We start from the raw sequence: 26,341 nt of genomic DNA, 5'->3' as shown, positions 1-26,341 counted from the left end.
TCTCGGCGGTGGGGGCCGGACCCGCCCGCCGTGTGTCAGCCGGCGGCGACGAGGTCCGCCCGCTGCACCGGGACCGGGTCGAACCGTGCCCACACGCTCTGGCCCAGGCCGTCGCGTTCCACGCCCCAGCCGCTGGCGAGCCCGGCGACGATGTGCAGTCCCCGCCCGTCCGCCGCGTCCGGCGCGGCGGTACGCATGCACGGGCCGGCGCACGATCCGCCGTCGGTGACCCGGAGTTCGACACTCGGCCCCTGCTCGGTCGGGCGCAGGCGCCAGGCGACCCGCACCACGCCGCCGGGCAGCGCGTCGGCGTGCCGGACCGCGTTGCCGACCAGTTCCGCCAGGACCGCGACCAGGTCGGCCACCAGGACCGGGGGTACGACACCGGTCAGCTCGTCGGCGAGCCGGTGCCGGGCCAGGCGCGCGCCGGTGGCGTCGTGGGGCACCACCACGCACCACGACCGTTCGGCCGGACCAGTCGACACGTCGTTCCTTCCCCGCCTGGGAGCGCCCGGTCAACCCCGGGGCAGCCGCACCTCTGCGACCGTACCGCCACCGGCTCTGGGCCGGAGGGATACCCATCCATTCTGCTGTTCAACGATCTGGCGGACGAGGTAGAGACCGAGCCCGGCGCCGGGATACCGGCGGCGGTCGCCGGACTCCCCCTGCCAGAACCGGTCGAAGGCCCGCTCCACGTGTTCCGGCCGGATGCCGATGCCCCGGTCGGCCACCCGGAACGAGACGGTCCCCTCGTTCGCCTCGGCGGTGATCTCGATCGGGGTGCCCGGCAGCGAGTACTTCCCGGCGTTGGTGCCCAGCTCGGTGAGCACCGTGGCGAGGCTGCGCCGGTCGCCGAGCGCCTTGGGCAGGTCGGCGGGCAGGGCGAGCACGACCCGGTGCCGGACGTCCGCCGGTAGGTCCGCCACCGCCGCGCGTAGCGCCTCGACCAGGTCGAACGGTGCCGCGGGTTCACCGCCGGGACGGTTCTCGGTGGCGGCGGTCAGCAGGCGGTCGACCAGGCGGGCCAGTTCGTTGGCGCGCTGGCCGATGATCCGGGCGGCCTGCCTGCGGTCGCCGTCGCTGAGCGAGTCCCAGTGATCGGTGAGCGTGTCCGCGTACCCCTTGATCACAGTGACCGGGGTGCGCAGCTCGTGGCTGGTCACCGCGACGAACAGATCCCGGTCGTGGTCGCGCCGCTGCTGGTCGGTGGTGTCGCGGAAGCTGACCACCCGCAGCGCGTTCGGGCCGGGCAGCTCGCCGGAGGTGATCCGCAGCCAGCGGCCGTCGGGCAGCCGGTGGTCGAGCACCTGGCCGGGCGGCGGCAGCGGGAACGGCAGCGGACGGCTCAGCGCCTCGTCCGCGGGGCGGCCGGTCACCTCGACGGCGGCCGGGTTCCACAGCCGGACCCGCCCGTCCCGGTCCACCACCGCCAGTCCGTCGGCGAGGGCCGCCACGACCGGGCCGTCCCCGTGCACGGGCAGGCCGGTCTGGTCGCCGTACATGTGGGCGACGCACGCGGCGACGTAGCCGATGACGGCGCGTTGCGCGGGTTGCAGCGGCTCGCCCAGCGGGTAGAGCGCGTGCAGGCTGCCGACTGTGAGCCCGCCGATCTCGGCGCGCGCCACGATCATCCGGCAGAGGCCCCGGCCGGCGACCTCGTCGGCGAGCGCACCAGGGATCGCGTCGACCCGGACCTCCCGCACCGGCGGGCCGGCGAGCAGGCAGACGGTGGCCGGGTCGGTGGCGGGCAGCGGGCGGCCGAGGACGAACTCGGCGCGGCCGGTCGCCGCGATCACCCGCCCTCCGGCCGATGTGAACTCCACGAAGACCAGCCCGGCCGCGCCGACCGCCGGTTCGACCTCGCGGAGCAGCTGGCTGAGCACGGCGAGACCGGACTCGCCCGAGTTGATCATATTGATCACTGCGGTGTGGCCGGCGATGAAGGCGGGGTAGTCGGTTCGCTCCGGCATGTCCCGAGTGTGCCGCGCCGTTCGCGTCGGGGACACCCCCGGCCGGTCGGCCGTCCCCGGTACCGATCGACGGGACTCACCGGCCCAACCGGGCCAGCGCGTGGGCCGGCCGGTCCGTGATCACCCCGTCCACGCCGGCTGCGAGCACGAGTTCCAGGTCCTCCGGCTCGTTGACGGTCCAGACGTACACCGAGTTGCCGGCGGCGCGCAGCGCGGGAACCAGCCGTGGGCGGGCCCGGACGAGCTCCACGCCGGGACCGGCGATCCGGGTGCCGAACGGCAGCCGGCCCAGCGGCAGCAGACGCGGCAGCATCTCCAGCAGCAGCACGGTGGGCAGCGCCGGGGCGAGTTCCCGGATCCGGCGTACGGCGAGCGGCGAGAACGACATCACGGTCACCTGGACGGGATGGTCGGGGCGAGGCTCGGCCAGCTCGTACCGGCGCAGCATCTCGACCAGGCGGCGCTCGACGTCGCCCCGGTAGCGCGACGGGTGCTTGGTCTCGATCAGCAGCCGGACCGGCCGCCCGGCGGCCAGCACCGCGTCGAGCAGTCGCTCCAGCGTGAGGAGCCGGGTGTGCGACTCGTCGAGCGGCACGTCGTCCTCGGCGAGCGTCGTGGCCCGGTGCCAGGAGCCGAAGTCGAGCGCCTCCAGTTCGGCGAGCGTCCGCGCGCTGACCAGTCCACGGCCGTTGCTGGTCCGGTCCAGCCGGCGGTCGTGCACGCAGACCAGGTGCCCGTCGCGGGTCAGCCGGACGTCGCACTCCAGCCCGTCCGCGCCCTCGTCGAGAGCGCGCAGGTAGGCGGCGAGCGTGTGCTCCGGCAGGTCGTACGAGGCGCCGCGATGGGCGAAGACCAGAGGGACGGTCATGGCCGCGTCACCGGCTCAGGCGACCCGGCCCGGCTGCCCGTCGTCGGTGACCACCGGACGGCCGGCGGCGGCCCAGTCGCCCATCCCGCCGTCGACGTTGCGCACCTGGTCCCAGCCGTTGCGCATGAGGTAACCGACCACCTGGGCGGAACGTCCGCCCGAGCGGCAGATCACCGCGACGTCTCGGTCCTGCGGGATCTCGGCGAGCCGGGCGGGCAGCTCGGTCATCGGCAGGTGATGGGCGGCCGGCGCGTGGCCGGCGGCCCACTCGTCGTCCTCGCGGACGTCGAGCAGGTAGACGTCGTCGGGCACGGCCGACGCGGGCACGCTGGGTAGTGAGGCTCCGAACACGGTCCCCAAGCCTAGTCGCCCACGCGGCTCAGAGCCGGGTGACCCAGCGCGGGTTGGCACCGGCCCATTCCGGCACGCGCGTGTCGCGCAGCGCGGTGAACAGCCCGCCGCCGCCGTTGTCCAGCACCACGTACGAGACGCCGTCGATGGTCTGCGGGTAGGAGGGCACCCGCACCCCGCGCAGAGCGTCCGCGGGCAGGCCGCGCAGCGCGAACAACAGCTCGTCCAGGGGTACGCCGTTGGTGTCCACGGTCAGCGCCCCGCCGGCCGCGCGCAACACCCGGTCCAGCTTGACCGGGTCGCTGCGCAGCCGCGTCTCACCCGCGCGGTCGAGCACCGCCCGCAGCATCTGCTGCTGGTGCCGCTGCCGGTCGTAGTCGCCGCCGGGCAGGTCGTAGCGCTGCCGCACGTAGTCGAGCGTCCGCGCGCCGTCCATCTGCTGGCAGCCGGTGTCGAACTGGTGCCGGGTGTGGATCGAACGTACCGGCGTGTCCACGCACATCCGGATGCCGCCGAGCTGGTCGATCACCTGCTTGAAGCCGGCGAAGTCGACGAGGGCCGCGCCGTCGAAGCGGATGCCGGTGAGCCGGCTCAGGGTGGTGCTGAGCAGCCGTGCGCCGCCCTCACCGCCGCCGCCGTGCTCGTACGCGGCGTTGACCTTGTCCGGGCCGCCGGGGAAACCGGGTGCCGCGGGGAGCGCGACCAGCAGGTCGCGCGGCACGGAGATCAGGTACGCCTGCCGCATCCCGGCCGGCACGTGCACGATCAGGATGGTGTCGGAGCGCTGGTCCTCCGGGTTCGCGCCGGGCCGGTGGTCCGAGCCGATCAGCAGGTAGTTGAGCGCGCCGTCCAGGTCTGTCCGCTTCTTCCGGGCGGCCGGGTCGAGCAGTTGCTCCTTGGCCACCGTGCGGTCGTAGCGCGAGGTGAGCCAGTGCAGCCCGGCGACGCCGAGCGTGGCGAGCAGGACCAGGACGAGCCCGGCGCCGAGCAGGTACCGCGCCCAGCGGGCGGGTCCACCCCGCCCGCGTCGGTTCCGTGCTGGCCTGGACGTGACGATCCCCCCGTAGCCGCGACATGAGACCCGCTCACGTCAGGCTACTAGGGGATCGGCCGGCCGATGGCGCTTTCGCGCAGGTCAGCAGGTCAGCAGGTCATTTTCGGGTGGAGAGGACGTCCGGATTGTTCACCACGAACTCGGCCAGCTTGTCGTTCTTCACCGCCCGGAACATCTCCATGCTGACCTCGTTCAGGAGCTCCCGTTCGCCGTTGCCGTTGAACGTGCCGCCGTTGGTACGGAGCATGACCAGGTCGTTGCCGGTCACGCCCTTCATGGTGAAGATGAAGTCCTCGATCGAGATCGCGCCGGTGTCCAGGACGAACGCCTCGCCGGCCGCCTTGATCAGCGCGTTCAGCTTGATCGGGTTGGTCAACGTCCCGCTCTGGGTCGCCTTCTTCGCCATCGCCTTGATCAGTTGCTGCTGATTCTGCTGCCGGTCGTAGTCGCCGTTGCGGAGTGTCTTGCGCTGCCGGGAGTAATCCAGCGCCTGCCACCCCTCCATCTCCTGGCAACCCTTCTCGTAGCTCACCGGCTTCATCCTCTTGCCGGTCTTCTTGGCGTCCGCGTTCCACATCGGCTTGCCGTCGACGTACGACATGTGCAGCGACGAGACGTCCTGGGTCACGCAGATGTTGATCGTGCCGATCGCGTCGATGACGTTCTTGAAGCCGCCGAAGTTGATGATCGCGGCGCCGTCGAAACTGATGCCGGTCATGCCCTTGATCGTCTTGGCCATGAGCTGGGCACCGCCCTCCCAGCCGCCGCCCTTCTGCGCGCCGTGGAAGAACGCGGCGTTGATCTTGTCGACGCCGCCCGGGTAGCCGCTCTTCTCGAAGGCCGGGATGCGGGCCTCGGTGTCCCGGGGGATCGAGATCAGGTAGGCCTGGTCGTGGCTGGCCGGGATGTGCAGGATGATGATCGTGTCCGACCGGACGTCGTCGGCGGCCCACCGGGCCCGCGCGTCCACGCCGAGCAGCAGCATGTCGATCGGGCCTTCGAGGCTGCTGCCGCCCTCGGCGTCGGTCTTGCCGGCCTCGCCGAGCAGGTTGCGCTGGGCGATGTTGTTCGTGGCCTGGCCGATGACCGCCTTGCTGCCGACGATCGCGACGCCGCTGGTCACCATGAGCACCGCGCCGAGCACCAGCGTGAGCTTCGCCCAGAGCGGGTCCTTGCGCTTGGTGCGCTCCTTCTTCGGACCGCCGGGGCCGCGACCGCCGGAACCGGGCTGTGTGGGGATGACCGGAGGGACCCGGCCGGATGATCCGGGTGCCGGTGACTGCGGGCGACGGCTGGTCTGGACCGACATTCGTGCTCCAGCTCGGTGATCGGGGGCGGGACCACTTTACGTATCTGTTCCCGTTTTTGCGACCTCGTAGGGGCGCAATTCCCGTCAATACCCTCCGACAGCTTCGGGTTGTGGCCGAATGGGCAGGGGTAAGGGGCCGGTCGGCGGTTGGCCTCGGTGGTGGCGAGGTCCTGAGGCACGACACCGGTCATGTCGTGGCGGCGTCAGCCGCCCGCGTTGTCGCCCGAACCCTTCTGGTTGGCCTGCATCCACTCGGCCATCCGGTCCGCGGCGATGGCCTTGTACATCGCCAGCGCCTTCTCCCGGTCGGAGACCACCACCGACTGGCCGTCGATGGTCTGGCCGCCCAGGTGCGGGCTGGTGACGAACGTCAGGTTGTCGCCCCGCAGGCTACGGAACTGCACTGCCATGTCGGTCAACGAGAATCCCTGGTCGACCGTGACGGCGGCGGTCACCGCCCGGAGGAAGTCGTTCAGCTTCTTCGGGTTGGTGAGCGTCCCGGTGCTCGCCGCCTTGTCCATCAGTGCCTTCAGGAACTCCTGCTGGTGCCGCATCCGGGCGAAGTCGCCGTCCGGGAACTGCTTGCGCTGCCGGACCCAGTCCAGCGCCTCGGCGCCGTTCATGTGGTTCACGCCCTTGGTGAACGTCCGGTACGGCTTGTGGATCGAGGTGATGGTCCGCTCCACCTTGAGATCCACCCCGCCCAGGGCGTCGGTGACCTCCTTGAAGCCGCCGAAGTCGATCGCCATGACGTGGTCGATCCGTACGTCGGTGAAGCACTCGACGGTCTTCACCGCCAACGGCAGGCCGCCGAACGCGAACGCTGCGTTGATCTTGTTGCGCGAGCCGGAGTCGCAGGACGCCCCGGCGCTCTCCGGGATCGGCACGTACAGGTCGCGGGGTACCGAGACCAGGTAGGCGCGCTTGTGGTCGGCCGGGATGTGCATGACGATCACGGTGTCCGCGCGCCACTTGCCGCTTCCGTCGACCGGGGCGTCCGGATCCCGCGAGTCGCTGCCCACGAGCAGGATGTTGAACGCGCCCTCGACCTGCTTGGCCGGCCGCCCACCGGTGATCCCGGCGAATGGGTCGGTGCGCGCCAGGTCGTCGTCCAGGTTGCGGGCGTAGAACCAGGCGCCGAGGCCGCCGAGCAGCGCCAGCACCAGCACCGCGACGCCGGCCACCAGGCCGATGCGCCCCCAGTGCGGCCGGGGGCCACGCCGCCCGGGCCGGCCCGGACCGCCGCCACCCGGACCACCGGGACCGGTCGGTCCCACCGGGCCGCCGGGACCGCCCGAGCGGGGCGCCTCGTCGTGTGCGGGGTACCACCTGGTGTCCGAGGGCCGGGCGCGACCGGTGGCGGCCCGGCCGGAGCCGGGAACCGGGGCGCGGCCCGCGCCCCGGGTCAGGTGTCGGGGGATCGGCGCGCCGGCAGACGAGGTCGCTGACATGTAACCGAGGGTAGGTCGGCGGGGCCACCGACGCCCTCGTACGCGCGCCGATGTCAGCCGCGTCCCCGTCCGGTTCAGTACCCGAGCCGCCCGCGGAAATACTCGATCGTGCGCCGGAGGCCGTCGTCGGGCGTGACGCTCGGCACGTATCCGAGCAGTTCGCGGGCGAGGGTCAGGTCCGGGCGGCGCATCTCCGGGTCGTCCGAGGCGCGAGTGATGTAGCTCACCTCGGACGCGCTTCCGGTGAGTGACACGATCGTCTCGGCCAGTTGCCGCATCGACATCTCGTGCTCGGTGCCGCAGTTGATCGGCCCGGTCTCCGTCGAGTCGAGCAGCAGCAGGATGCCGCGTACCAGGTCGTCGACGTAACAGATCGAGCGGGTCTGGTTGCCGGTGCCGTGCACCGTGATCGGCTCGCCGCGCAGCGCCTGGGAGATGAACGTCGGGATGGCCCGGCCGTCGTCCGGGCGCATCCGCGGACCGTACGTGTTGAAGATCCGCACGATCGCGGTGTCGGTGCCCCGGCTCCGGTGGTAGGCCATGGTGGCCGCCTCGGAGAAGCGCTTCGCCTCGTCGTAGACGCTCCGGATGCCGATCGGGTTGACGTTGCCCCAGTACGTCTCGCGCTGCGGGTGCTCCTTCGGGTCGCCGTACGCCTCGGAGGTGGAGGCCATCAGGAACCGGGCACCGTCGTCGGTGGCCCGCTCCAACAGCGCCAGAGTGGCCACCGAGCCGACCCGGAGGATCTCCACCGGCAGCTTCTCGAAGTCGGTGGGGCTGGCCGGGGACGCCATGTGCAGGATCGCGTCGAACCGCTCGGCCATCGCCGGGTGCTGCGGCAGGCCGTCGGAGATGTCCGCCTCGACGAGCGTGAAGGTCGGCCTGTCCAGCAGGTGGGCCACGTTGTCCTTGGACCCGGTGACGAAGTTGTCCAGCACCACGACGTCGCAGCCGCGCTCGACGAGCCGGTCGACCAGGTGGGACGGAACGAAACCGGCTCCGCCGGTGACGAGGATGCGGTGTCCGGTACCGAAGCGGGGAGCGACCTTCATGGCGGTCAGCCTATACACGCGAGGCGGGGCCCCCGCGTAAGGCAGGGGCCCCGCTCGACCGTGGTGATCAGTGCGCGCCGGCTCCGGTGAGCGAGCGCACCTCCAGCTCCGCGTACTTCTCCTCGTCGCTCTCCTTGGACAGGATCGTGCCGAGCCAGCCGCACAGGAAACCGAACGGGATCGAGATGATGCCCGGGTTGGACAGCGGGAACCACTGCCAGTCGTGGTCGGGGAACATCGCCGTCGGTGCGCCGGAGACCACCGGGGAGAAGAAGACGAGCACCACGGCGGCGAGCAGGCCGCCGTAGATCGCCCAGACCGCGCCCGAGGTGTTGAACCGCTTCCAGAACAGGCTGTAGAGGATCGCCGGCAGGTTGCCCGAGGCGGCGACCGCGAACGCCAGCGCGACCAGAAACGCCACGTTCAGGTTCTGCGCGTAGATCGACAGGACGATGGAGACCGCGCCGATCACCAGCGCGGAGATCCGGGCGACGTTCACCTCCTGCCGCTCCGACGCCTGCCCGTTCTTCATCACGTTGGCGTAGAAGTCGTGCGCCAGGCTGGACGACGACGCCAGGGTGAGCCCGGCGACCACCGCGAGGATCGTGGCGAAGGCGACCGCCGCGATGATCGCCAGCAGTGTCGCGCCGCCCAGGTCCCCGCCGAGGAAGTCCACCCCCAGCGCCTCGGCGAGCTGTGGTGCCGCTGTGTTGCCCGCCTTGTCCTGCTCGGTGATCGCCTGGCCGCCGACGATCGCCGCCGCGCCGAAGCCGAGCGCCAGGGTGAGCAGGTAGAACGTGCCGATGATGCCGATCGCCCAGAGCACGCTCTTACGGGCCGCCCGCGCGGTCGGCACGGTGTAGAAGCGGATCAGGATGTGCGGCAGGCCGGCCGTACCGAGGACCAGCGCGATGCCCAGCGAGAGCAGGTCCATCTTGCTGTAGAACGTCTTCAGCGCGTCGCCGGGTGTCTCCACGCCGTAGCGCAGCCCGGGTTCCAGGAACGCCGCCCCCTTGCCCGAGGCGCTGGCCGCGTCACCGAGCAGTGAGGAGAGGTTGAACTTGTACTTGGCGAGCACCAGCAGCGTCATCGCCAGCGCGCCGCCCATCAGCAGGAACGCCTTGACGATCTGGACGTAGGTGGTGCCCTTCATGCCGCCGACCGTCACGTAGATGACCATCAGAGCGCCGACCAGGATGATGGTGGCGACCTTGGCGGTGTCGGCGTCCATGCCGAGGAAAGTGGTTCCCGGCTTGATGCCCAGCAGCAGGGCGACGAGCGCGCCGGCACCGACCATCTGGGCCAGCAGGTAGAAGATCGACACCGTGATGGTGGAGACCGCCGCCGCGGTCCGCACCGGCCGCTGCCGCATCCGGAACGCCAGGACGTCCGCCATCGTGTACCGGCCGGAGTTACGCAGCAACTCGGCCACGAGCAGCAGCGCCACCAGCCAGGCGACCAGGAAGCCGATCGAGTAGAGGAAGCCGTCGTAGCCGTAGAGCGCGATGATGCCGGCGATGCCCAGGAAGGACGCCGCCGACATGTAGTCGCCGCCGATCGCCATGCCGTTCTGGAAACCGGAGAACGACCGGCCGCCGGCGTAGAAGTCGGTGGCGGTCTTGGTCTGCCGGCTGGCCCAGACGGTGATCGCCAGCGTGATCGCCACGAAGACCAGGAACAGCGTGATGGTGAGGTTCCGGGCGGTGGTGCTGCCCGCCTCAGCCGCGAGGACCGTGTTCATGGGTCACCTCCCCGATCTCGTCGCGGATCCGGTCGGCGACCGGGTCGATCCGTCGGTTGGCGAACCGCGAGTAGAGCCAGGCGATGACGAATGTGGAGACGAACTGGAGCAGGCCGAAGACCAGGGCGACGTTGATGTTGCCGATCAGCTTCGTGCCCATGAATCCCCGCGCGTACGCGGAGAGGATGACGTAGAGCGCGTACCACAGGAAGAACGCGACGGTCATCGGGAAGACGAAGCCGCGTAGCGCGCGACGCAACCCGGCGAACTCGTCCGACCGCTGGACGGCGAGGTACCGTTCCGCCGCCGACTCGGCGGGTGCGGACGCGGGAGTGTCCGTGGACATCTGTGGATCACCACCTTCGCAGGCGTGGGGGAGTTTCGCGCACGGTAGAGAGCGCGCTCCCGGCCCGGGAAGGCTCCGCCGCCGGGCGGCGAACGGCTGCGCCGAACGGCACCCCCACTGCGCCCAGTGACCCACGTCACTCCGCTAACCGGTCGCCGCCGGAGCGAGGGGTCAGGCGGGGAGGTCGTGGTAGCGGCCCCGGTAGTGCAGCAACGGGGACGTGTCCCGGGGGAGGTCCACCGACTCGATGGTGGCCTCGACCAGCAGACCCCAGCCGTACTCACGGGCGGTGTCCAGGCGGCAGCCCGCCCACCCGCCGGCGTCGGCGGGCACCGGGCCGTACGGCGTCTCGGTCCAGGCGTCGAGCGCGAACAGGCCGCCGGGCGACGGGAACAGGCCCGCGAAGCGGTCGGCGAGCTGCCGGTGCTGCGGGCCCAGCGGGGCCACCGCGAACCGTCCCGCCTCCTCGACCGCCGCCCACAGGTCCGACTCCGGATCGACCAGGCCGAGCAGCCGGTCCGGCTCGCCCTCGGCCACGAGCGTGGAGGAGACGGTCAGCCCGGCCGGGCCGGGCGCGGTCCACAGCGTCACCGGCGCGGCCAGCCGTCCGCGCAGCCGGCGTACCGGCGAGCGTTGCGCGGCCGGCGCCGCGAACGGGTCGGTGGAGTGGATCTGCGCGCCCGGGTCTGGATTCACGTGAAACATTGTGCCGCCCGCGACCGGGCGAGGCTCGGCGGAACGCCCACGGCGCCGGCGGTTCCACCACTGCCACGCGGTGACGCGGCAGAGCGGGTGTACGTGCGCACGCCCCGGCCGACAGGCATCAGCGCCTCGGCGTGACATCAGCCAGCAGCTCCGGCTGCCGGTGGTCGAGCGTGTCCCCCGCCATGTACGCGCCCAGCAGCGCCGCGCCCCCGCCGTACGCCAGGCCGACCGGCAGCGCCAGCCAGAGCCACACGTCGCCGAGCAGTGCGGCGCCCACCACGAACGGCACCGCCACCACCGCCGAGCCGACCATGGAGACCAGGGTGAGCAGGCCCTTGGTGAATCCCGCGCCGCTGTTCAGGGCGAACGGGTTGCTCGACTCGGGCAGCGAGTAGGCGCCGAGCACCGACACGAGCGCGTTGATCGCCAGCCCGCAGCCGTACGCGGCGAACAACGCGCCACCCATGACGCCGAGCCATTCGGGCCGGCCGAGGACGACGGCCAGCGCGACCGCTATCACGAGGAGCATCGGCACGACGTAGATCGAGAACGCGGCCATCCGGGCCCGTAGCTCCACCCGCCCGGGCACACCGGCGATCAGGTTCGCGGCGTACGAGCTGCCGTCGAAGCCGAACTGGTTGGCGAGCGTCACCGCCGCGAGCGCGCCGACGAAGATCATGCTGAGGCTCACCAGGGCCGGCGACGAGTCGGCGCCGCCGAACGCCGCCCCGCCCTCGGTGCTGAACGAGAAGCCGCCGAGGTTCACCATCACCGGTACGAACACACCGACCACGGCGACGGTGATCAGGTTGGCCCGTCGCCGGGCGTCCCGCCACCAGTAGCGGCACTCGCGGGCGACGAGCGCGCCGAACCGGTCCCGCCGGGCCCAGCCCACCGCGCGGGGGAAGAGCTGCGCGACCGCGCCGCCGGCCACCCCGCGCGGCGTCCGCGCGGGGCCGCTGCTCGCGGTGCCCACCATCGCCGACTCCAGCGACCGCGACCACCAGAACAGGAGTACGCCGAGCGTCGCGACCGCGATCAGCAGCTTCACCACCGCGGCGCCGGCCCGGCCCTCGGCCACGTCGACACCGGCGGTCCACGGTGCGCCGAACGGCGTCCAGCCGACCACCCGGGCCACGCCGTCCAGCCGATCCCAGTCGGTCTGCCGTACCGCGGCGAGCACCAGCAACTGCAGCGGGCCGAGCAGCGCGGCCAGCACCGCGAGCAGCACGGCGGCCAGGTCGCGTACCCGGCGGGACCGCAGCATCGCCGCGAACGCGCTGGTGAGCGCGCGGGCGCCGGCCAGGCAGACGAGCAGCCCGAGGACCACGCCGAGTGCGCCGACCAGGGCGGCCGCCCATCCACCGAGTACGCCCGCGGTGACCACCAGCCCGGCCGCCGTGATCGCCGTCGCCAGGGCCGGCACGCTGACCAGGGCGGCAGCGAGCAGACCGGTGACCAGGGTGCGGCGGGACAACGGCAGCAACGCGAACCGGGCCGGGTCGAGCGTCTCGTCCACGCCGAAGAAGACGAGCGGCAGGAGCAGCCAGCCGAGCGTCAGCAGGCCCCCGCCGAAGGCGGCGATCATCAGCGCGTACCGCGACTCCCCGGCCAGCCCCGGCACGGCGAGCAGGAAGAACCCGACGGCGGCGAACCAGAGCCCGAACAGCACACCGAGGACGAACAGCGCGACCCGCCAGGTCTGGCCCCGGAAGTTGTTGCCGAGCACCCGCAGCTTCAGCCGGACGAAGTGCCAGGCCGACACGCGCCGGGCCGGACGCTCGGGGACGGTCACCGGGACAGCCACGACAACTCCTCGCCGGTCGCGGTACGGCCGCCGACCACCTCGACGAAGACGTCCTCCAGCGACCGGTCGCCGCGCACCTCAGCCAGCGTGCCGACCCGCTTGATCCGGCCCTCGGCCAGGATCGCCACGTGGGAGCAGAGCCGCTCGACCACCTCCATCACGTGGCTGGAGAAGATCACCGTGCCGCCGCCGCCGACGTACCGGTGCAGGATGTCGCGGATCAGCGCCGCCGAGACCGGGTCGACCGCCTCGAACGGCTCGTCCAGCACCAGCAGGCGCGGGCCGTGCAGCAGCGCGCAGGCCAGCCCGATCTTCTTCTTCATGCCCGCCGAGTAGTCGACCACGAGCGTGCGGCCGGCGTCGGCGAGCGCCAGCACGTCGAGCAGCTCCGCCGCGCGCTGGTCGACCACCGCCGGGTCCATGCCGCGCAGCAGACCGTGGTACGCCAGCAGCTCCGCCCCGCTCAGCCGGTCGAAGAGGCGTACGCCGTCCGGCATCACGCCGAGCAGGCTCTTGGCGCGGACCGGGTCCGCCCAGACGTCGTACCCGAGCACCCGAGCCTCACCGGCGTCGGGCCGCAGCAGGCCGACGGCCATGGAGAGGGTGGTGGTCTTGCCGGCCCCGTTCGGGCCGAGGAGGCCGTAGAACGAGCCGGTCGGCACGGCGAGGTCGACGCCCGCCACCGCGACCTTGGTGTCGAAGCGCTTGGCCAAGCCACGGAGGGAGAGCGCCGGGTGCTGGTCGGTCATGGTCCGACCGTATCGGGCTCCGGCCAGCGCCCGCTCCCGCCGGAGGACGGTGTTCCCGTCCGCCGGCGAGGCGGACCACGCCGAAGTGTTAAGCGGGGGCCCCTGCTCTACCGCAGGCGTTAAGAGGGGGCCCTTCCTTACAAGCGGAGCGACTCCGGGGTGTGCAGGCGGAGCATTGTCGCGCCGACGTCGCGGGGCAGCCGCCGCCGGCTCGCCATCGACACCACCACCATGACGGTGAACGCCAGCGGCACCGTCCACGCGGCCGGCTGGGTGGTGAGCGTCGCCGGCCACCCGCTCAGCGGCGGGCCGAGCACGGTGAGCAGCACCGCACCGACCGCCGCGCCGCCGCCGACCAGCACCCCGGCGGCGGCGCCCAGGTCGGTCAGGCCGCGCCACCAGATGCCGAGCACCAGCAGCGGGCAGAAGCTGGACGCGGCCACCGCGAACGCGAGCCCCACCACCTGCGACACGTCCAGCCCGGAGACGTTCAGGGCGAGTACCGCCGGCACCGCGCCGGCGATCACCGTGGCGATCCGGAAGCCGCGCACCGAGCCGCGTCCCAGCACGTCCGTGGAGATCACCCCGGCGACGCTCGTGAGCAGGCCGGACGAGGTGGACAGGAACGCCGCGAACGCCCCGGCCGCGACGAGCGCGGCCAGCAGCCGGCCGGTCGTGCCGTCACCGAGCGCCGCCCCGGGCAGCAGCACCACCACCGCGTCGGTCTGGCCGCTCACCAGCAGTTGCGGGGTGTAGATGCGGCCCAGCACGCCGTAGACGGTGGGCAGCAGGTAGAAGACGCCGACGAGCGCCAGCACCACCAGCGTGGTGCGGCGGGCGGCGGCGCCGTCGGGGTTGGTGTAGAAGCGGACCAGCACGTGCGGCAGGCCCATCGTGCCGAGGAACGTGGCCAGGATCAGCGAGTACGTGGCGAACAGTCCCCGGTCGTCCTCGCCCGCGGTGTCCGGCAGCAGCCATTCGGTGGCGCCGGTAGCCGCGCCGGACACCTCCGGCACCGGGTCACCGGCGGCGAACTCCAGGCGGTCGCCGGGGCGTACCTCCCGGATGTCGCCGTCGGGCAGGGTGAGCGTCGCGCGGTGCTCGACCACCACTGTGGTCGCGGTCCGGAACGTCGGCCCGTCGGGCGGAGTCACCGCCGGGCGGGCGTCGGCCTGCCACTGCAACGCCAGGAAGATCGCGGGTACGGCGAGTGCGGTGAGCTTCAGCCAGTACTGGAACGCCTGCACGAAGGTGATCGCCCGCATGCCGCCCAGCGCCACGTTCGCGGTGACCACCACGGCGACGAGCAGCGCCCCGAGCGGGTACGGCGAGCCGGTGAGCGTGGCCAGCGTCAGCCCGGCGCCCTGCAACTGCGGCACCAGATAGAGCCAGCCGATGAAGATCACGAAGACGGTGGCGAGCGTGCGCAGCCGGCGGGAGCCGAGCCGTACCTCGCAGAAGTCGGGCAGTGTGAACGCGCCGGAGCGGCGCAGCGGCGCGGCCACGAACAGCAGCAGCGCGAGGTATCCGGCGGCGAAGCCGACCGGGTACCAGAGCACGTCCACGCCGTACTTGAGGATCAGCCCGGCGACGCCGAGGAAGCTCGCCGCCGACAGGTACTCCCCGCCGATCGCGGCGGCGTTCCAGGTCGGGCTGACGGCGCGGGACGCGACCAGGAAGTCCGAGGTGGTCCGCGCCAGCCGCAGCCCGTAGAAGCCGATGCCGACGGTGACCAGGGTGACGGCGACGATCGCCGGGACCACGTAGCCGTTGGACATCAGCGTTCCGGCCGTCGGATCAGGTCGACGAAGTCCTGCTCGTTGCGTTCGGCCAGCCGCACGTACGCCCAGCCGACCACGATCAGGAACGGGAAGGACACGACACCGAGCAGCAGCCACGGCAGGTTGACCCCGAGCACCGTGACCCGGCCGACGGCGGGCGCGATGGCGAACAGCCAGGGCAGGCCGCCGAGCCCGATCAGCACCAGCAGGCTGAGCCGCAGGGCGAGGGAGAGCTGGGCGCGCATCAGACCCTGTACGAGCGTCTCGCCGACCGGGGTCTGCTGGGTCAGCTCGGACCGGGTGCGGTCGGCCGGGTCGCCCGTCCGGGAGACCTCGGCCAGCACGATCCGGGTCCGCTTCGGCGCGGTGGCCGGTCCGCTTTCCGGCTCGCCGGCCGGTGTGGAGGCGCGCGGGCCGGGAACCGGGGCGGCCTCGGCGGGCCGCCCCGACGGTTGCTGTTCCGCGGCTCCGGTCACCCCCGGCAGTCTCGCCCGCTGAGCGGGATTGTCAAGAGCACGGTTCCGAGCCCTGTGCACAACCTGTGGATAACGCTTCACGGTTGTGGATAACCCGGTGGATGGCGTGGAGTCGTTGTGGACAGCGTCAGCTCAGCCCCACCCGTACCGGATTCGCGGTCGCCGAGCCGAGCCAGGTGTGCGGGTTGCCGAACCAGCACCACCCGAGCTTCGGCGCACCCTGGCTGATCCACAGCGCGGGCACCCGCCGGTCGCCGCAGCGCGACCCCACGAGCGAGAAGCACCTGTTGCTCGCGAGCGCCTGTGGGTGCAGCGTGACGAACGCCAGCCCTTCGTCGATGGTGATCGGCAGGCGGTCCTTCGTGGTCATGTCCTCGAGCGCGGCCGACGGCGGCACGTTGCGGTACTCCTCGCCCCGGTCCACGTCGAAGAGCAGGTACGCGGGCCCGGGCGGCACCTCCAGCTCCTTGATCGGGTGGAAGGTGGGCAGGTCGTCGGCGGGGAAGTTCCGGTCGAGGACGCCGGTCTTGCGCTTGCCGGCGAGCGTGGTGAGCGCGATCCGTTCCGGCACCGGCACCAGTTCCCGCGTGGTTACCAGCAGGAACGGCACCCGGGCGTCGGTGGGACCGGCCGACCCGGCGGAGCCGGTCACCGCCGCGTCGCGCAGCGGGGTGAGCAGCGCCCGGAACTCATTCTCGGTCTGCCCGGCCGGTGCCGGGTACCCGAGCTGCACGAGGCGGTCGAGCTGGCGGTCGAATTCGGTAGCGGCGTCGAAGCGGTCGTCGGACATGCGGTCCTCCACCCTGTCGTACGGTCTGCCGTACATCGTACGTCAGTGCTCCCGACGCCCCCGTTCCTCAGCGGCTCCAGTCCTGTTTCGCGGCGCGGACCAGCTTGTCCTTCAGCTCCCGGGTGTGCCGGCGACTCACCGGCAGCTCGGATTCGTCGATCACCACCACGTAGCCGGAGTTGACCAGCCGCAGCTCGGCGATGAGCCGCAGCTGAACCAGATAGGAGCGGTGGATCCGGACGAACCCGGCGTCCGCCCAGCGCTCGGCCAGCGTCGCCAGCGAGACCCGGACCAGGTGCGACCCCTCCGCCGTGTGCAGCCGCGCGTAGTCGCCCTGCGCCTCCACCCACCGCACCGCCGAGCGGGGCAGCATCCGGGTGGTGCCGGCCAGCTCGATCGGGATGGTCGGATCCTCCTCCGACCGGGCCAGCGCGGCCGGATGCGACGGCACCACCCGGGAGCCGATCACCCGGCGCAGCGACTCGGCCAGCCGCTCGGCGCGTACCGGCTTGCGCACGTAGTCGGTGGCGCCCAGGTCGAACGCGTCCACCGCGCCGTCGTCGTACGCGGTGACGAACACGATCGCCGGCGGCCGGGCGAACCGGCGCAGCACCCGGGCCAGCTCCATGCCGTCCAGCCCGGGCATCCGGATGTCGAGGAACACCACGTCGACGTCGTCGTCGCGCAGCACGCGCAGCGCCTCGGTCGCGTCCCCGGCCGTGTGCAGCCGGGCCACCCGGGGATCGGCGCGCAGGTGGTACGCCAGCTCGTCGAGCGCGGGCGGCTCGTCGTCCACCGCCAGCACCCGGAGGAAACCGGTGCCGGTGACGGTCACGACGACGCCCGGACGCCCGGGTGGAACTTCGGCACGCGCATGCTGACCTTCGTACCCGAACCCAGGCCGGTCTCCACGACCAGGCCGAAACCGTCCCCGAAGACCGACCGGAGCCGTTCGTCCACGTTCGAGAGGCCGACGTGCTGCCCCGGGTCGTCGGCCGGGTCGCCGGCCGCGCCGGACACCTCGGCGATGCCGGCGGTGAGCGTCGTCGGATCCATTCCCACCCCGTCGTCCTCCACCGTGATGTGGCACTCCGCGCCCGCGTCCCGGGCCTCGATGCTCACCATGCCGGTGCCCGGCTTGCGGGACAACCCGTGACGTACCGCGTTCTCCACGAGCGGCTGGAGGCAGAGGAACGGCAGCGTCACCGGCAGCACCTCCGGCGCGATCTGAAGGTGCACCTGGAGCCGCTCACCGAAGCGCGCCCGCTCGATGGTCAGGTAGCGGTCGATCGAGCGCAGCTCCTCGGCGAGCGTGGTGAACTCGCCGTGCGCCCGGAACGAGTACCGGGTGAATTCGGCGAACTCCAGGATCAGCTCCCGCGCCCGCTCCGGGTCGGTGCGCACGAACGAACCGATGGCGGTGAGCGCGTTGTAGATGAAGTGCGGGCTGATCTGGGCGCGCAACGCGCGTACCTCGGCCCGCGCCAGCCGCTCCCGCGACGACTCCAGCTCGGCCAGCGCGAGCTGGTCACCCGCCCAGTGCGCGGTCTCCAGGGTCGCCTGCACCAGACCCGGAGCCGGGCGTTCGTCGGCCACCGCCACCAGCGCCCCGACCACCCGCCCGTCGGCGCGTAGCGGCGCCACCACCGCGCCGCGGACCGGGCAGTCGACCAGATCGCAGCGCAGGTCCGACTCGCCCAGCACCGTGGAGCGCCCGGCCTCGGCCGCCCGCCGGGCCGCCGCGACCAGCTGGTCGCCGTGGTGCGCGCCCTGCCCGTCGACCGCGAGCAACGCGTTCCGGTCCGTCAGCGCCAGCCCGGCCGCGCCCACCAGGGCCCGCAGATGGCGTACGGCCTTCGCCGCGTCCGCCGCGGTCAGGCCGGCGCGCAGCGGCTCGGCGGCGAGCCCCGCGGTGTGCAGCACCTCGTACGTGGCCCGCTGCGTGGCGGTGGCGATGCCCCGCCGGCCGCGCAGCCGCAGCACCGCCCAGAGCGCCGCGGCCAGTGCGGTGACCAGCGAGACGACGGCGAAGACGGCGGAGAGGTTGCCACCCACGCAGCGATCCTGCCGGGTGCCGGCCGGTAGCGCTAGTACGCGCCCTTGCGGGCCAGTACCACGCCCACGGTCCGCCACAGGATGCTCAGGTCGTACGCCAGCGACCAGTTGTCGACGTAGTAGAGATCGAGCCGGACCGCCTCGTCCCAGGACAGGTCGGAGCGGCCGGAGACCTGCCACAGACCGGTCATGCCCGGCCGGACGAGCAGCCGGCGCCGCACGTCGCCGAGGAAGTCGCCGTCGTCGGCGGGCAGCGGGCGCGGGCCGACGAGCGACATCTCACCCCAGAGCACGTTGATCAGCTGGGGCAGCTCGTCCAGCGACGTGGCACGCAGGAAGCGGCCCACCGGGAAGACCCGGGGGTCCTGCTTCATCTTGAACAGCATGCCGTCGGTCTCGTTCTGGTCGACCAGGCCGGCCAGCCGCTCCTCGGCGTCGACGTACATGGTCCGGAACTTCCAGACCCGGAACGTCCGCCCCTCGTGGCCCACTCGGGGCTGGCGGAAGAAGACCGGCCCGCGGTCGGAGATCCGGATGGCGACGGCGACGGCGAGGAAGAGCGGGACCAGCAGCAGCAGGCCCAGCCCGGCGGCGACCCGGTCCATCAGGTTCTTGGCCAGCAGCGCCGGCCCGGACAGGGTCGGCTCCTCGACGTGCAGCAGCGGAAGGCCCTCGATCGGGCGGATGTGCACCCGGGGGCCGGCGATGTCGGTGAGCTGGGGCGCGACCACCAGGTCGACGCCGGAGCCCTCAAGCTGCCAGGCCAGCCGGCGCAGCTCGCCCGGCTCGGCGCTGGCCGAGCCGCAGACCGCGATCGTGTCGCCGCCGACCTCACGCACCAGGGCCAGCACGTCCCGGCCCGCGTACACCGGCACCGGGGTCTCCAGGCCGCGCGCGGCGGCGTACCCGTCGGTGAGGTGGATGGCCACCGGCACGAGGCCGACGGACGGGTTCCGGGTGACAGTGGTGAAGACCTCCAGGCACTCCGGCAGCGTGCCGACGAGCACCATCCGGTGTCCGGCGTGGCCGGCGCGGCGGCGGAGCGCGTGCAGGCAGGCCCGGGCGATCATGCGGCCGAGCAGGATCAGCAGCAGCGCGCCGAGCAGCGCGAATCCGACCGTCCATCGGGACAGGGTGGTCTTCGTGGCGAAGGCCAGGAACGAGACCGTCGCGGCGACCGCGACGCCGCCGCGGATCACCCGCTTGAACTCGTCCGGGCCGAGGCCCAGGTAGCGCCGGTCGTAGGCCCGGTTGCCCCAGAGGATGAGCACCCAGCCGAGCGGCAGGAGCGCGAACGCCACTGTGTAGAACCACGCCTCGGGCGCGTCCCGGAAGCCGGAGGCGGCCTGCTCGAAGATCTGCACGGCCAGGAAGCTGGCCAGGGCGGCCGCGCCGAAGTCGAGCAGCAGCAGGAATGCGATGTAGGGCCGGTGCCACCGGGACACCCGGCGCCGCGCGCGGGCCCACGCCAACCGGGGTACGCCGTTGTGCGACGGCGGAGTCGGCGGCTGGATCTCAAAGCTGTCGACGTGCCGCACGCTCTTGCTCCGGCCTCTGTCGGTTACCGGGCGCTGGAGGCTTGTCGTCACCTCAACCCATGTCCTCCCGCATGACCCGCGCCCTCACTCGCCGTGAGGACCCGGGTCGCTCACCGTCCCAGTCTCCCACGCGGGTCCGGCCCGGACCGGCCCCCGCGAGGAAGCCGTTCCGTTGGTACTCGGTGAGATCTGGCCGGCTCCGAATCAGTTGTGAAGCCGGGGACCGAGCCACTATACCGATGGATGACGGCTCGGGTAGAGGGGCGGACCGGACCTTCGGTGATCGCGGGTCGATTCCACTCGGTAACCGGCGAATCCGGTTACTCACCGTACGAGGCGGGACAACCTTCGGTCAGCCAGCGGCTTGCCGCCGGTCTGACAGGTGGGGCAGTACTGGAGGCTCGAATCGGCGAACGAGACCTCCCGCACGGTGTCGCCGCAGACCGGACACGGCATGCCTTTCCGGGCGTGTACCTTGAGGCCCGAACGCTTCTCGCCCTTCAGCTCCGCGGCCCGCTGCCCCGTCGACCGGCTCACCGCGTCGCCGAGGACCGCGCGCGTCGCCGCGTGCAGACCGGCGAGCTGGTCGTCGGTCAGCCGGTCGGTGATCGCGAACGGTGACAGCCGCGCCGCGTGCAGGATCTCGTCCGAGTACGCGTTCCCCACCCCGGCCAGCACCGACTGGTCGGTCAGCACACCCTTCACCTGACCCCGGCGGCTGCGCAGCCGCTCGGCGAAGGTCGGCAGGTCCGCCTCCAGCGCGTCCGGCCCGAGTTTCGCCACGCCCGGCACCTGCGCCGGATCGGTGACCAGGTAGGCGGCCAGTTTCTTCTGGGTGCCGGCCTCGGTCAGGTCGAAGCCGGAGCCGTCGTCGAGGCGTACCCGCACCGCGATCGGGCCCTTGCCGGGCCGTAGCGGGGTCGCCGTCGGGAACGCCTCCCGGTAGTGCAGCCAGCCCGCCCGGGCCAGGTGGACCACCAGGTGCAGTCCCTCGTCGAACCGGACGTCCAGGAACTTGCCGTACCGGCCGGCGCCGGTGACCGTACGGCCGGCGACCGCGCTCGGCGGCGGGTCGTACGTCTTCAGCGCGCTGATCGCGGCGACCTCGAACCGCTCGACGCGGCGGCCCACCGCACGCTCGCGCAGGTAACCGGCGAGCGCTTCCACCTCCGGAAGTTCGGGCATCGTCCAACGGTAGCCTTCTTTCCCGTGAGAATCGTGGTGGCGCACAACCGGTACCGGGAAGCCCAGCCCTCCGGCGAGAACACCATCGTCGACGCGGAGATCGCCCAGCTCACCGCCGCCGGTGTGGAGGTGCTGCCGTTCCTGCGCAGCTCGGACGAGATCCCGTCGATGTCCAAGCCGGCCAAGGCGCTGCTGCCGATCTCGCCGATCTGGGCGCCGAAGGCCCAGCACGACCTCGACCGCCTGCTCACCGAGCACCGGCCGGACGTGTTGCACCTGCACAACCCGTACCCTCTGCTCTCGCCCTGGGTGGTGCGGACCGCGCACAGGCGCGGCGTGCCGGTGGTGCAGACGGTGCACAACTACCGGCAGGTCTGCTCCTCGGGCCTCTACTTCCGCGACGGTGTGATCTGCCAGGACTGCCGGGGCCGGGCGTTCGGCGTGCCGGCGATCGTGCACCGCTGCTACCGCGACTCCCGGGCGCAGAGCGCGCTGATGGCGACGACCCTCGCCGTGCACCGCCCCACGTGGAAGTCGGTGGACCGGTACGTCGCGCTGACCACGGCCGTCGCTGATCATCTGCGCGACTACGGCATCCCGGACGAGCGGATCGTGGTCAAGCCGAACGCGGTGCCCGACCCCGGCACCCCGGCGCCGGCCGGGAACGGCTTCCTCTTCATGGGGCGACTCAGCCCGGAGAAGGGCCTGGATTTGCTGCTCGCGGCGTGGCGGCGGCACCCGGTGGGTGCGCTCGGCCCGCTGCGCGTCGCCGGTGACGGCGAGCTGCGTCCGATCGCCGAGGCGGCCGCCGCCGAGCGGCCCGACGTGTTCTACCTGGGCCAGCTCGACCGCTCCGGGGTACGCGCGGCGCTCGCCGACAGCTCCGTGGTGCTGGCCACCTCCACCTGGCACGACGTGCTGCCCACCGTGATCATCGAGGCACTGGCGGCCGGGCGGCCGGTGCTCGGGACCGCGCTCGGCGGCATCCCGTACCTGGTGGGCGCGGACGGCCCGCGTGAGCCCGCCGGCACCGGCCCGGCCGAGGTGGCCACCGCCGTGCCGGGCGACGGGCGGGTCGCGTTGCCGACCGGGGTGCAGCGCGGCGAGGCCGGCTGGGTGGTGGCACCCGAGGTGGACGCGCTGGCCGCCGCGCTGCCGCTGGCCGCGGCCGAGGCGGGGATGCTCGCCGGTGCGGCCCGGTCCCGCTACGAGCGCACCTTCCACCCCGACGTGATCACCAAGCGCCTGATCGACATCTACGCCTCGCTCACCTGAGTGTCAGTCGGCGAGGCCTGCTTGTAAGTACAATCGGACTGTTGTCGGCACAAGGGAGGTGCGTGGTGAGCACCGTGTCCGTGCGCGAGTTCTCCTACAACCCCAGCGCCATGTTCGCCCGCGTGGAACAGGGCGAGACGATCGAGGTCACGCGGCACGGCAGCGTGATCGCCGTGCTGCTGCCGGGTTCGGGGACGCTGGGCAGGTACGCGACGCTGGTGGCGAAAGGGGTGATCCGCCTCAAGGCGACCACCACGAGCGACCTCGACCGGCTTCCCCGCTACGACGTGCCGCCCGACGCGTCGCCCCTTGAGCTGCTGTTGGCCGACCGCGAGGACGACGAGCGGTGATCTACCTCGACTCGTCCGCCCTGATCACTCTGATCGCCGGCCGTACCTACGTCACGGACCTTCAGGAATTCCTGGCGAGCCGGGCCGGCATGCCGATGGGAACCAGCTCAGTCGGATTCGTCGAGACGGTACGCACACTCGACCGGATCGGCGACTACCCGGACGCCATGCAAATGCTGGTACGGAACTTCACCGAGATCCTGGTGACCGAGGAGGTCCGTGATTCGGCGGCTGCCCTGCCCGCCGGCATCCGGACGTTGGACGCGCTACACGTGGCGAGTGCGCAGGCCCTCGGTGATGCGCTCGACACGCTCGTCACATACGACAAGCGGATGTCGGACATCGCAGTCTCGGTGGGCTTGCCGGTCGCGGCACCCGGCACCGACTAGGTCTCCCGCACCTCAGCGCAGGGAGGCGCGGGCGGAGAAGGCGATGCTGGCCAGCAGGAAACCGCCGTTGACCACGGTGAACGCGGCCATCAGCCAGAACGCCAGCGCGGGCGCGAAGGCCAGCACCAGGCCGGCCACGAAGATCACCGCGCCGTAGTCGCGGACCAGCTTGACCAGGCGCACCGGGAGCGAGGTCGAGGTGACCATGCTCGCCGCGTTCGGCCCGGACTGCATCACCGACGTCACCAGGTTGACCATCCAGGTGCCGGCGAACACCGCCACCAGCCATACCGGCGTGGACGGGCGCTGCGCCACCGCTGTCGCACCGATGGCGGCCACCAGTGCGATCTGGGCGGCCACGTCGCAGAGCACGTCGATCCGGGCGCCGGCCGCGCTGCCCTGACCGGTCACCCGGGCGAGCTGCCCGTCGGCGCAGTCCAGCGCGTACGCGATCTGCCAGGCCACAAGCGCGACCAGCCCGACCACCCAGGCCGGTACGGTGCCGGCTGCGACGTCGTCGGCGAGCGCCACCACGGTGATCGAGGCGGCCAGCCCCAGCACCAGATTGGCCAGCGTCAGCGCGGTCGGGCGCAGCCCCAGGCGCTGGGCGGCCAGCGCGAAGGCCGCCCCGATCCACTGGCTGATCGACTCGCTGAACAGGCCGCCTCCCCGGTTGACCCGGTGGAAGTCGGCGACGGTGGGACGGGGCTCAGCCAACGTGGTCGCGGAGGGCACCGGCGTAGTCTGCCAGCCGCTCCCGCGTCTCGGTAGCCGACATCGCGAGGTGTTCGAGGATGGTGTAGCGGTCCGGCCGGGTGGCCGGCGCGAACTGCACCGCCTCCACGAACTGGTCGTCGGTCAGCTCGACCTCGGCCGGCAGGCGGGGCAGCCCGTGCCGGGTCAGGCAGGCCGCCATCTCGGCGAACCGGCGCTCGTCGCCGCGCAGGAACGTGCAGAACAACGCGCCGAGCCCGGCCAGTTCGCCGTGCGAGGCGGTGCCGGGGAACAGCGCGTCGACCGCGTGCATGACCTCGTGGCAGCCGCCGCTGCACGGCCGGCTGGTGCCCTCGATCGCCATCGCCAGGCCACTGGAGATCAGCGCGTCGGCGAGCACCGTGACGAAGCCGTCGTCGCTCATGTCGCCCGGGTGGTTGAGCACCGCCTCGGCGCCGGCCCGCGACAGCGAGGCGGCCAGCCCGTCGACCCGCTCACCGCGGACCCGCCGGGCCAGTTCCCAGTCCGCCAGCGCGCTGATGTTGCTGATCACGTCGCCGATGCCGGCCCGGTTATGCCGTTCCGGCCCGGCCTCCACGAAGTCCAGGTCCACGATCACGGCGATCGGGATGTGCACGCCGTAGGAGCCCTTCAGGCCCTCGGTGATCAAACTCGCCACCGGCGAGGCGATGCCGTCGTTCGCCAGCGCGGTCGCCACCGACACCATCGGCAGGCCGCGCCGGGTCGCCGCGTACTTGGCCACGTCGATCGTCTTGCCGCCGCCGATGCCGACCACCGCGTCGTACGACCGGGAGCGCAGCTTCGCCCCCAGGTCGTCGGCGGCGTCGAGCGTGCCCCCGGCCACCGTGAACACGTCCGCCGAGCGCAGCGACGGCCGGATCAGCTCGGCGATCCGTTCGCCCTGCCCCGGCCCGACCACCACTGCGACGTCGCCACCGGCGGAGATCCGCCCGTCGGAGAGGATCGCCGCCAGGTCGGCCACCGCGCCCCGCCGCACGTCGATGTGCAGCGGGGTGAGGACGCTGCGGGCTAGTAGCGGCACGCGATCTCCCGCGCCCGGGCCAGATCGGCGTGGTTGTCGACCTCGACCCAGGAGACGTCACCGATCGGGGCCGCCCGCACCTCGCCCCCGCGCTCGGCGAACTCCTGGTAGCCGTCCTCGTAGTAGAGGTTCGGGTCACGCCGCCAGGTCGCCTCCAGCGCGTCGGCGAGCGGCGCGGCCACCTGCGGCTCGATGAGCGTCGCACCGATGTACTCGCCGTATGCCTCGCCCGGGTCCATCAGCTTGGTGATGCGGGTGAGCTGGCCGGCGGCGTCGAAGGTGGTCTTCATCTCCTCCTCGGCCAGCGGCTTGAGCGTGTCCACGGCGAGCAGGATGCCTGGGCCGCGCGCGGCCAGCAGCGTCTTCTCCACACTCACCGGGTGCACGGTGTCGCCGTTGACGAGCAGCACCCCACGGGAGAAGTGCTCCCGCGCCAGCCAGAGCGAGTACGCGTTGTTCCACTCCTCGGCCTTGTCGTTGTGGACCAGGGTGATCGTGACGCCGTACTTCTCCTCCAGTGCGGCCTGGCGTTGCCGGACCGCGTCAGCCGCGTAGCCGACCACGATCACGACCTCGTTCAGCCCCACCTCGGCGAGGTTGCGCAGCGCGATGTCGAGGATGGTGGTTTCCCCGTCGACCGGCACCAGGGCCTTGGGCAGGGTGTCGGTGTACGGCCGCAGCCGGCGCCCCGCACCTGCGGCGAGCACCATCCCGATCATGCCGACACGCTCCTTTACTCGACCCGTTTCCACCCGGCGAGGATATCGCCGGGCACGGACCCGCAGTGGTTCAGCCCGTCAGCCCGATCGAGCGCAGCGCGGCGAAGCCGTCCTCGGCGATCCGCCGGATCAGCCCGTCGTTGACGTTCCGGTGCTCGTCGAGCAGCGCGATCTCCGACTCCGCCAGCCAGCGGAACTCGGTGTGCTTGCCGGTCTCCAGCCGGGGGCGGCTCAGGTCGCCGTCGACCCGGACCAGGAAGTCGGTCTCCACCCGGGTCAGGCCGTCGTCGGCGGTGTACCGGTACTCGCCGACCAGGCCGAGCACGTGCGACACGGCCCAGCCGGTCTCCTCGCTGACCTCCCGGCGCAGCGCGTCGTCGATCTCCTCGCCCGGTTCCAGGTGGCCGCCGACGATGTCCCAGCAGTTCGGGAAGAGGCGCCGATCGGGGGATCGGCGTTGGATGAAGATGCGGCCGTCGTCGTCGACGATCAGCGCGCCGGCGCAGCGGAGGGGCTCGGTGGGCACCCTCCGACAGTAGCCATCCGGGCCGTATCCGGCGATGCCCGTTCTTGTCCCGGTACGCATCGAGGGCCCACCATGTC

Annotated in this window: 27 protein-coding genes; 3 read left to right on the top strand and 24 right to left on the bottom strand. The window is 72.1% G+C overall.

Features of this window, described 5'->3' with window-relative positions; translation table 11 throughout:
- Positions 1 to 35: 35 nt before the first annotated feature.
- The 20 genes from C569_RS0119535 to C569_RS0119440 form a co-directional block, all read right to left on the bottom strand.
- Entirely contained in the window at positions 36 to 485 is a 450-nt protein-coding gene (locus C569_RS0119535) for an ATP-binding protein (protein ID WP_018787458.1), read from the bottom strand.
- A gap of 30 nt (positions 486 to 515) precedes the next feature.
- Entirely contained in the window at positions 516 to 1,970 is a 1,455-nt protein-coding gene (locus C569_RS0119530; protein ID WP_018787457.1) for an ATP-binding protein, read from the bottom strand.
- Between the two features lie 76 nt (positions 1,971 to 2,046).
- Positions 2,047 to 2,838, bottom strand: a complete 792-nt coding sequence (locus C569_RS0119525) for a glycerophosphodiester phosphodiesterase family protein (RefSeq protein WP_018787456.1) — start codon at positions 2,836 to 2,838, stop codon at positions 2,047 to 2,049.
- Positions 2,839 to 2,853: 15 nt separating this feature from the next.
- Positions 2,854 to 3,189, bottom strand: coding sequence for a rhodanese-like domain-containing protein (locus C569_RS0119520; protein ID WP_026268379.1), 336 nt, complete (start codon positions 3,187 to 3,189; stop codon positions 2,854 to 2,856).
- A 28-nt stretch (positions 3,190 to 3,217) separates the two neighbouring features.
- Positions 3,218 to 4,153, bottom strand: coding sequence for an LCP family protein (locus C569_RS0119515; RefSeq protein WP_051090504.1), 936 nt, complete (start codon positions 4,151 to 4,153; stop codon positions 3,218 to 3,220).
- Between the two features lie 187 nt (positions 4,154 to 4,340).
- Positions 4,341 to 5,552: an LCP family protein gene (locus C569_RS0119510; RefSeq protein ID WP_018787453.1), complete on the bottom strand. Its 1,212-nt coding sequence runs from the start codon at positions 5,550 to 5,552 to the stop codon at positions 4,341 to 4,343.
- A gap of 203 nt (positions 5,553 to 5,755) precedes the next feature.
- Positions 5,756 to 7,003, bottom strand: coding sequence for an LCP family protein (locus C569_RS0119505; RefSeq protein ID WP_026268377.1), 1,248 nt, complete (start codon positions 7,001 to 7,003; stop codon positions 5,756 to 5,758).
- Positions 7,004 to 7,077: 74 nt separating this feature from the next.
- The gene (locus C569_RS0119500; protein ID WP_018787451.1) at positions 7,078 to 8,055 is read right to left on the bottom strand and encodes an NAD-dependent epimerase/dehydratase family protein; all 978 of its coding nucleotides are present in this window, start codon (positions 8,053 to 8,055) and stop codon (positions 7,078 to 7,080) included.
- 67 nt (positions 8,056 to 8,122) lie between these two features.
- A complete protein-coding gene (locus C569_RS0119495) occupies positions 8,123 to 9,796 on the bottom strand; it encodes a cation acetate symporter (RefSeq protein WP_018787450.1) in 1,674 nt (557 codons plus the stop codon).
- Positions 9,774 to 10,142 carry a DUF485 domain-containing protein gene (locus C569_RS0119490; protein ID WP_018787449.1) on the bottom strand — a complete coding sequence of 123 codons (369 nt, stop codon included), beginning with the start codon at positions 10,140 to 10,142 and terminating at the stop codon, positions 9,774 to 9,776. Before C569_RS0119490 ends, C569_RS0119495 begins: the two co-directional genes overlap by 23 nt.
- Before the next feature lie 171 nt (positions 10,143 to 10,313).
- On the bottom strand, positions 10,314 to 10,985 hold the full coding sequence (locus C569_RS0119485) for a flavin reductase family protein (protein ID WP_369753770.1): 672 nt from the start codon (positions 10,983 to 10,985) through the stop codon (positions 10,314 to 10,316).
- Positions 10,966 to 12,654: a hypothetical protein gene (locus tag C569_RS0119480; RefSeq protein ID WP_018787447.1), complete on the bottom strand. Its 1,689-nt coding sequence runs from the start codon at positions 12,652 to 12,654 to the stop codon at positions 10,966 to 10,968. Before C569_RS0119480 ends, C569_RS0119485 begins: the two co-directional genes overlap by 20 nt.
- Entirely contained in the window at positions 12,639 to 13,403 is a 765-nt protein-coding gene (locus tag C569_RS0119475; RefSeq protein WP_018787446.1) for an ABC transporter ATP-binding protein, read from the bottom strand. The genes C569_RS0119480 and C569_RS0119475 overlap by 16 nt, the downstream gene beginning before the upstream one ends.
- A 137-nt stretch (positions 13,404 to 13,540) precedes the next feature.
- Positions 13,541 to 15,181: a cation acetate symporter gene (locus C569_RS0119470; RefSeq protein WP_018787445.1), complete on the bottom strand. Its 1,641-nt coding sequence runs from the start codon at positions 15,179 to 15,181 to the stop codon at positions 13,541 to 13,543.
- Complete coding sequence (locus C569_RS0119465; protein ID WP_051090505.1) at positions 15,181 to 15,531, bottom strand: hypothetical protein; 351 nt, start codon at positions 15,529 to 15,531, stop codon at positions 15,181 to 15,183. The genes C569_RS0119470 and C569_RS0119465 overlap by 1 nt, the downstream gene beginning before the upstream one ends.
- A 256-nt stretch (positions 15,532 to 15,787) precedes the next feature.
- On the bottom strand, positions 15,788 to 16,450 hold the full coding sequence (locus C569_RS0119460; protein WP_231394837.1) for a DUF5701 family protein: 663 nt from the start codon (positions 16,448 to 16,450) through the stop codon (positions 15,788 to 15,790).
- A gap of 67 nt (positions 16,451 to 16,517) precedes the next feature.
- Positions 16,518 to 17,285, bottom strand: a complete 768-nt coding sequence (locus C569_RS0119455; RefSeq protein ID WP_018787442.1) for a LytTR family DNA-binding domain-containing protein — start codon at positions 17,283 to 17,285, stop codon at positions 16,518 to 16,520.
- The gene (locus C569_RS0119450; protein WP_018787441.1) at positions 17,282 to 18,505 is read right to left on the bottom strand and encodes a sensor histidine kinase; all 1,224 of its coding nucleotides are present in this window, start codon (positions 18,503 to 18,505) and stop codon (positions 17,282 to 17,284) included. Before C569_RS0119450 ends, C569_RS0119455 begins: the two co-directional genes overlap by 4 nt.
- 32 nt (positions 18,506 to 18,537) lie before the next feature.
- Complete coding sequence (locus tag C569_RS0119445) at positions 18,538 to 20,043, bottom strand: sugar transferase (protein WP_018787440.1); 1,506 nt, start codon at positions 20,041 to 20,043, stop codon at positions 18,538 to 18,540.
- A 324-nt stretch (positions 20,044 to 20,367) separates the two neighbouring features.
- Positions 20,368 to 21,228: an Fpg/Nei family DNA glycosylase gene (locus tag C569_RS0119440; protein ID WP_026268374.1), complete on the bottom strand. Its 861-nt coding sequence runs from the start codon at positions 21,226 to 21,228 to the stop codon at positions 20,368 to 20,370.
- Positions 21,229 to 21,252: 24 nt separating this feature from the next.
- Here C569_RS0119440 and C569_RS0119435 point away from each other — a divergent pair, with 24 nt between their 5' ends.
- The 3 genes from C569_RS0119435 (at position 21,253) to C569_RS0119425 (ending at position 23,242) form a co-directional block, all read left to right on the top strand.
- On the top strand, positions 21,253 to 22,503 hold the full coding sequence (locus tag C569_RS0119435; protein WP_026268373.1) for a glycosyltransferase family 4 protein: 1,251 nt from the start codon (positions 21,253 to 21,255) through the stop codon (positions 22,501 to 22,503).
- Positions 22,504 to 22,568: 65 nt separating this feature from the next.
- Entirely contained in the window at positions 22,569 to 22,853 is a 285-nt protein-coding gene (locus tag C569_RS0119430) for a type II toxin-antitoxin system Phd/YefM family antitoxin (protein WP_026268372.1), read from the top strand.
- Positions 22,850 to 23,242: a type II toxin-antitoxin system VapC family toxin gene (locus C569_RS0119425; protein ID WP_018787436.1), complete on the top strand. Its 393-nt coding sequence runs from the start codon at positions 22,850 to 22,852 to the stop codon at positions 23,240 to 23,242. The genes C569_RS0119430 and C569_RS0119425 overlap by 4 nt, the downstream gene beginning before the upstream one ends.
- Before the next feature lie 12 nt (positions 23,243 to 23,254).
- On the opposite strand, the gene C569_RS0119420 is transcribed toward C569_RS0119425, so the two are convergent.
- From C569_RS0119420 to C569_RS0119405, 4 genes are all read right to left on the bottom strand, one after another.
- Complete coding sequence (locus tag C569_RS0119420) at positions 23,255 to 23,977, bottom strand: CDP-alcohol phosphatidyltransferase family protein (RefSeq protein ID WP_018787435.1); 723 nt, start codon at positions 23,975 to 23,977, stop codon at positions 23,255 to 23,257.
- Positions 23,952 to 25,019: an iron-containing alcohol dehydrogenase family protein gene (locus C569_RS0119415; protein WP_018787434.1), complete on the bottom strand. Its 1,068-nt coding sequence runs from the start codon at positions 25,017 to 25,019 to the stop codon at positions 23,952 to 23,954. Before C569_RS0119415 ends, C569_RS0119420 begins: the two co-directional genes overlap by 26 nt.
- Positions 25,007 to 25,738 (bottom strand): sugar phosphate nucleotidyltransferase, encoded by a 732-nt coding sequence (locus tag C569_RS0119410; RefSeq protein WP_018787433.1) that lies wholly within the window; start codon positions 25,736 to 25,738, stop codon positions 25,007 to 25,009. Before C569_RS0119410 ends, C569_RS0119415 begins: the two co-directional genes overlap by 13 nt.
- A 70-nt stretch (positions 25,739 to 25,808) precedes the next feature.
- Positions 25,809 to 26,264, bottom strand: coding sequence for an NUDIX domain-containing protein (locus tag C569_RS0119405; RefSeq protein WP_018787432.1), 456 nt, complete (start codon positions 26,262 to 26,264; stop codon positions 25,809 to 25,811).
- Positions 26,265 to 26,341 lie beyond the last annotated feature (77 nt).

The sequence above is a fragment of the Micromonospora sp. CNB394 genome (assembly GCF_000374985.1).
Taxonomy (GTDB): domain Bacteria; phylum Actinomycetota; class Actinomycetes; order Mycobacteriales; family Micromonosporaceae; genus Micromonospora; species Micromonospora marina.
Note: the sequence above shows the minus strand (reverse complement) of the source record. Positions and strands in the feature narration are given on the sequence as shown.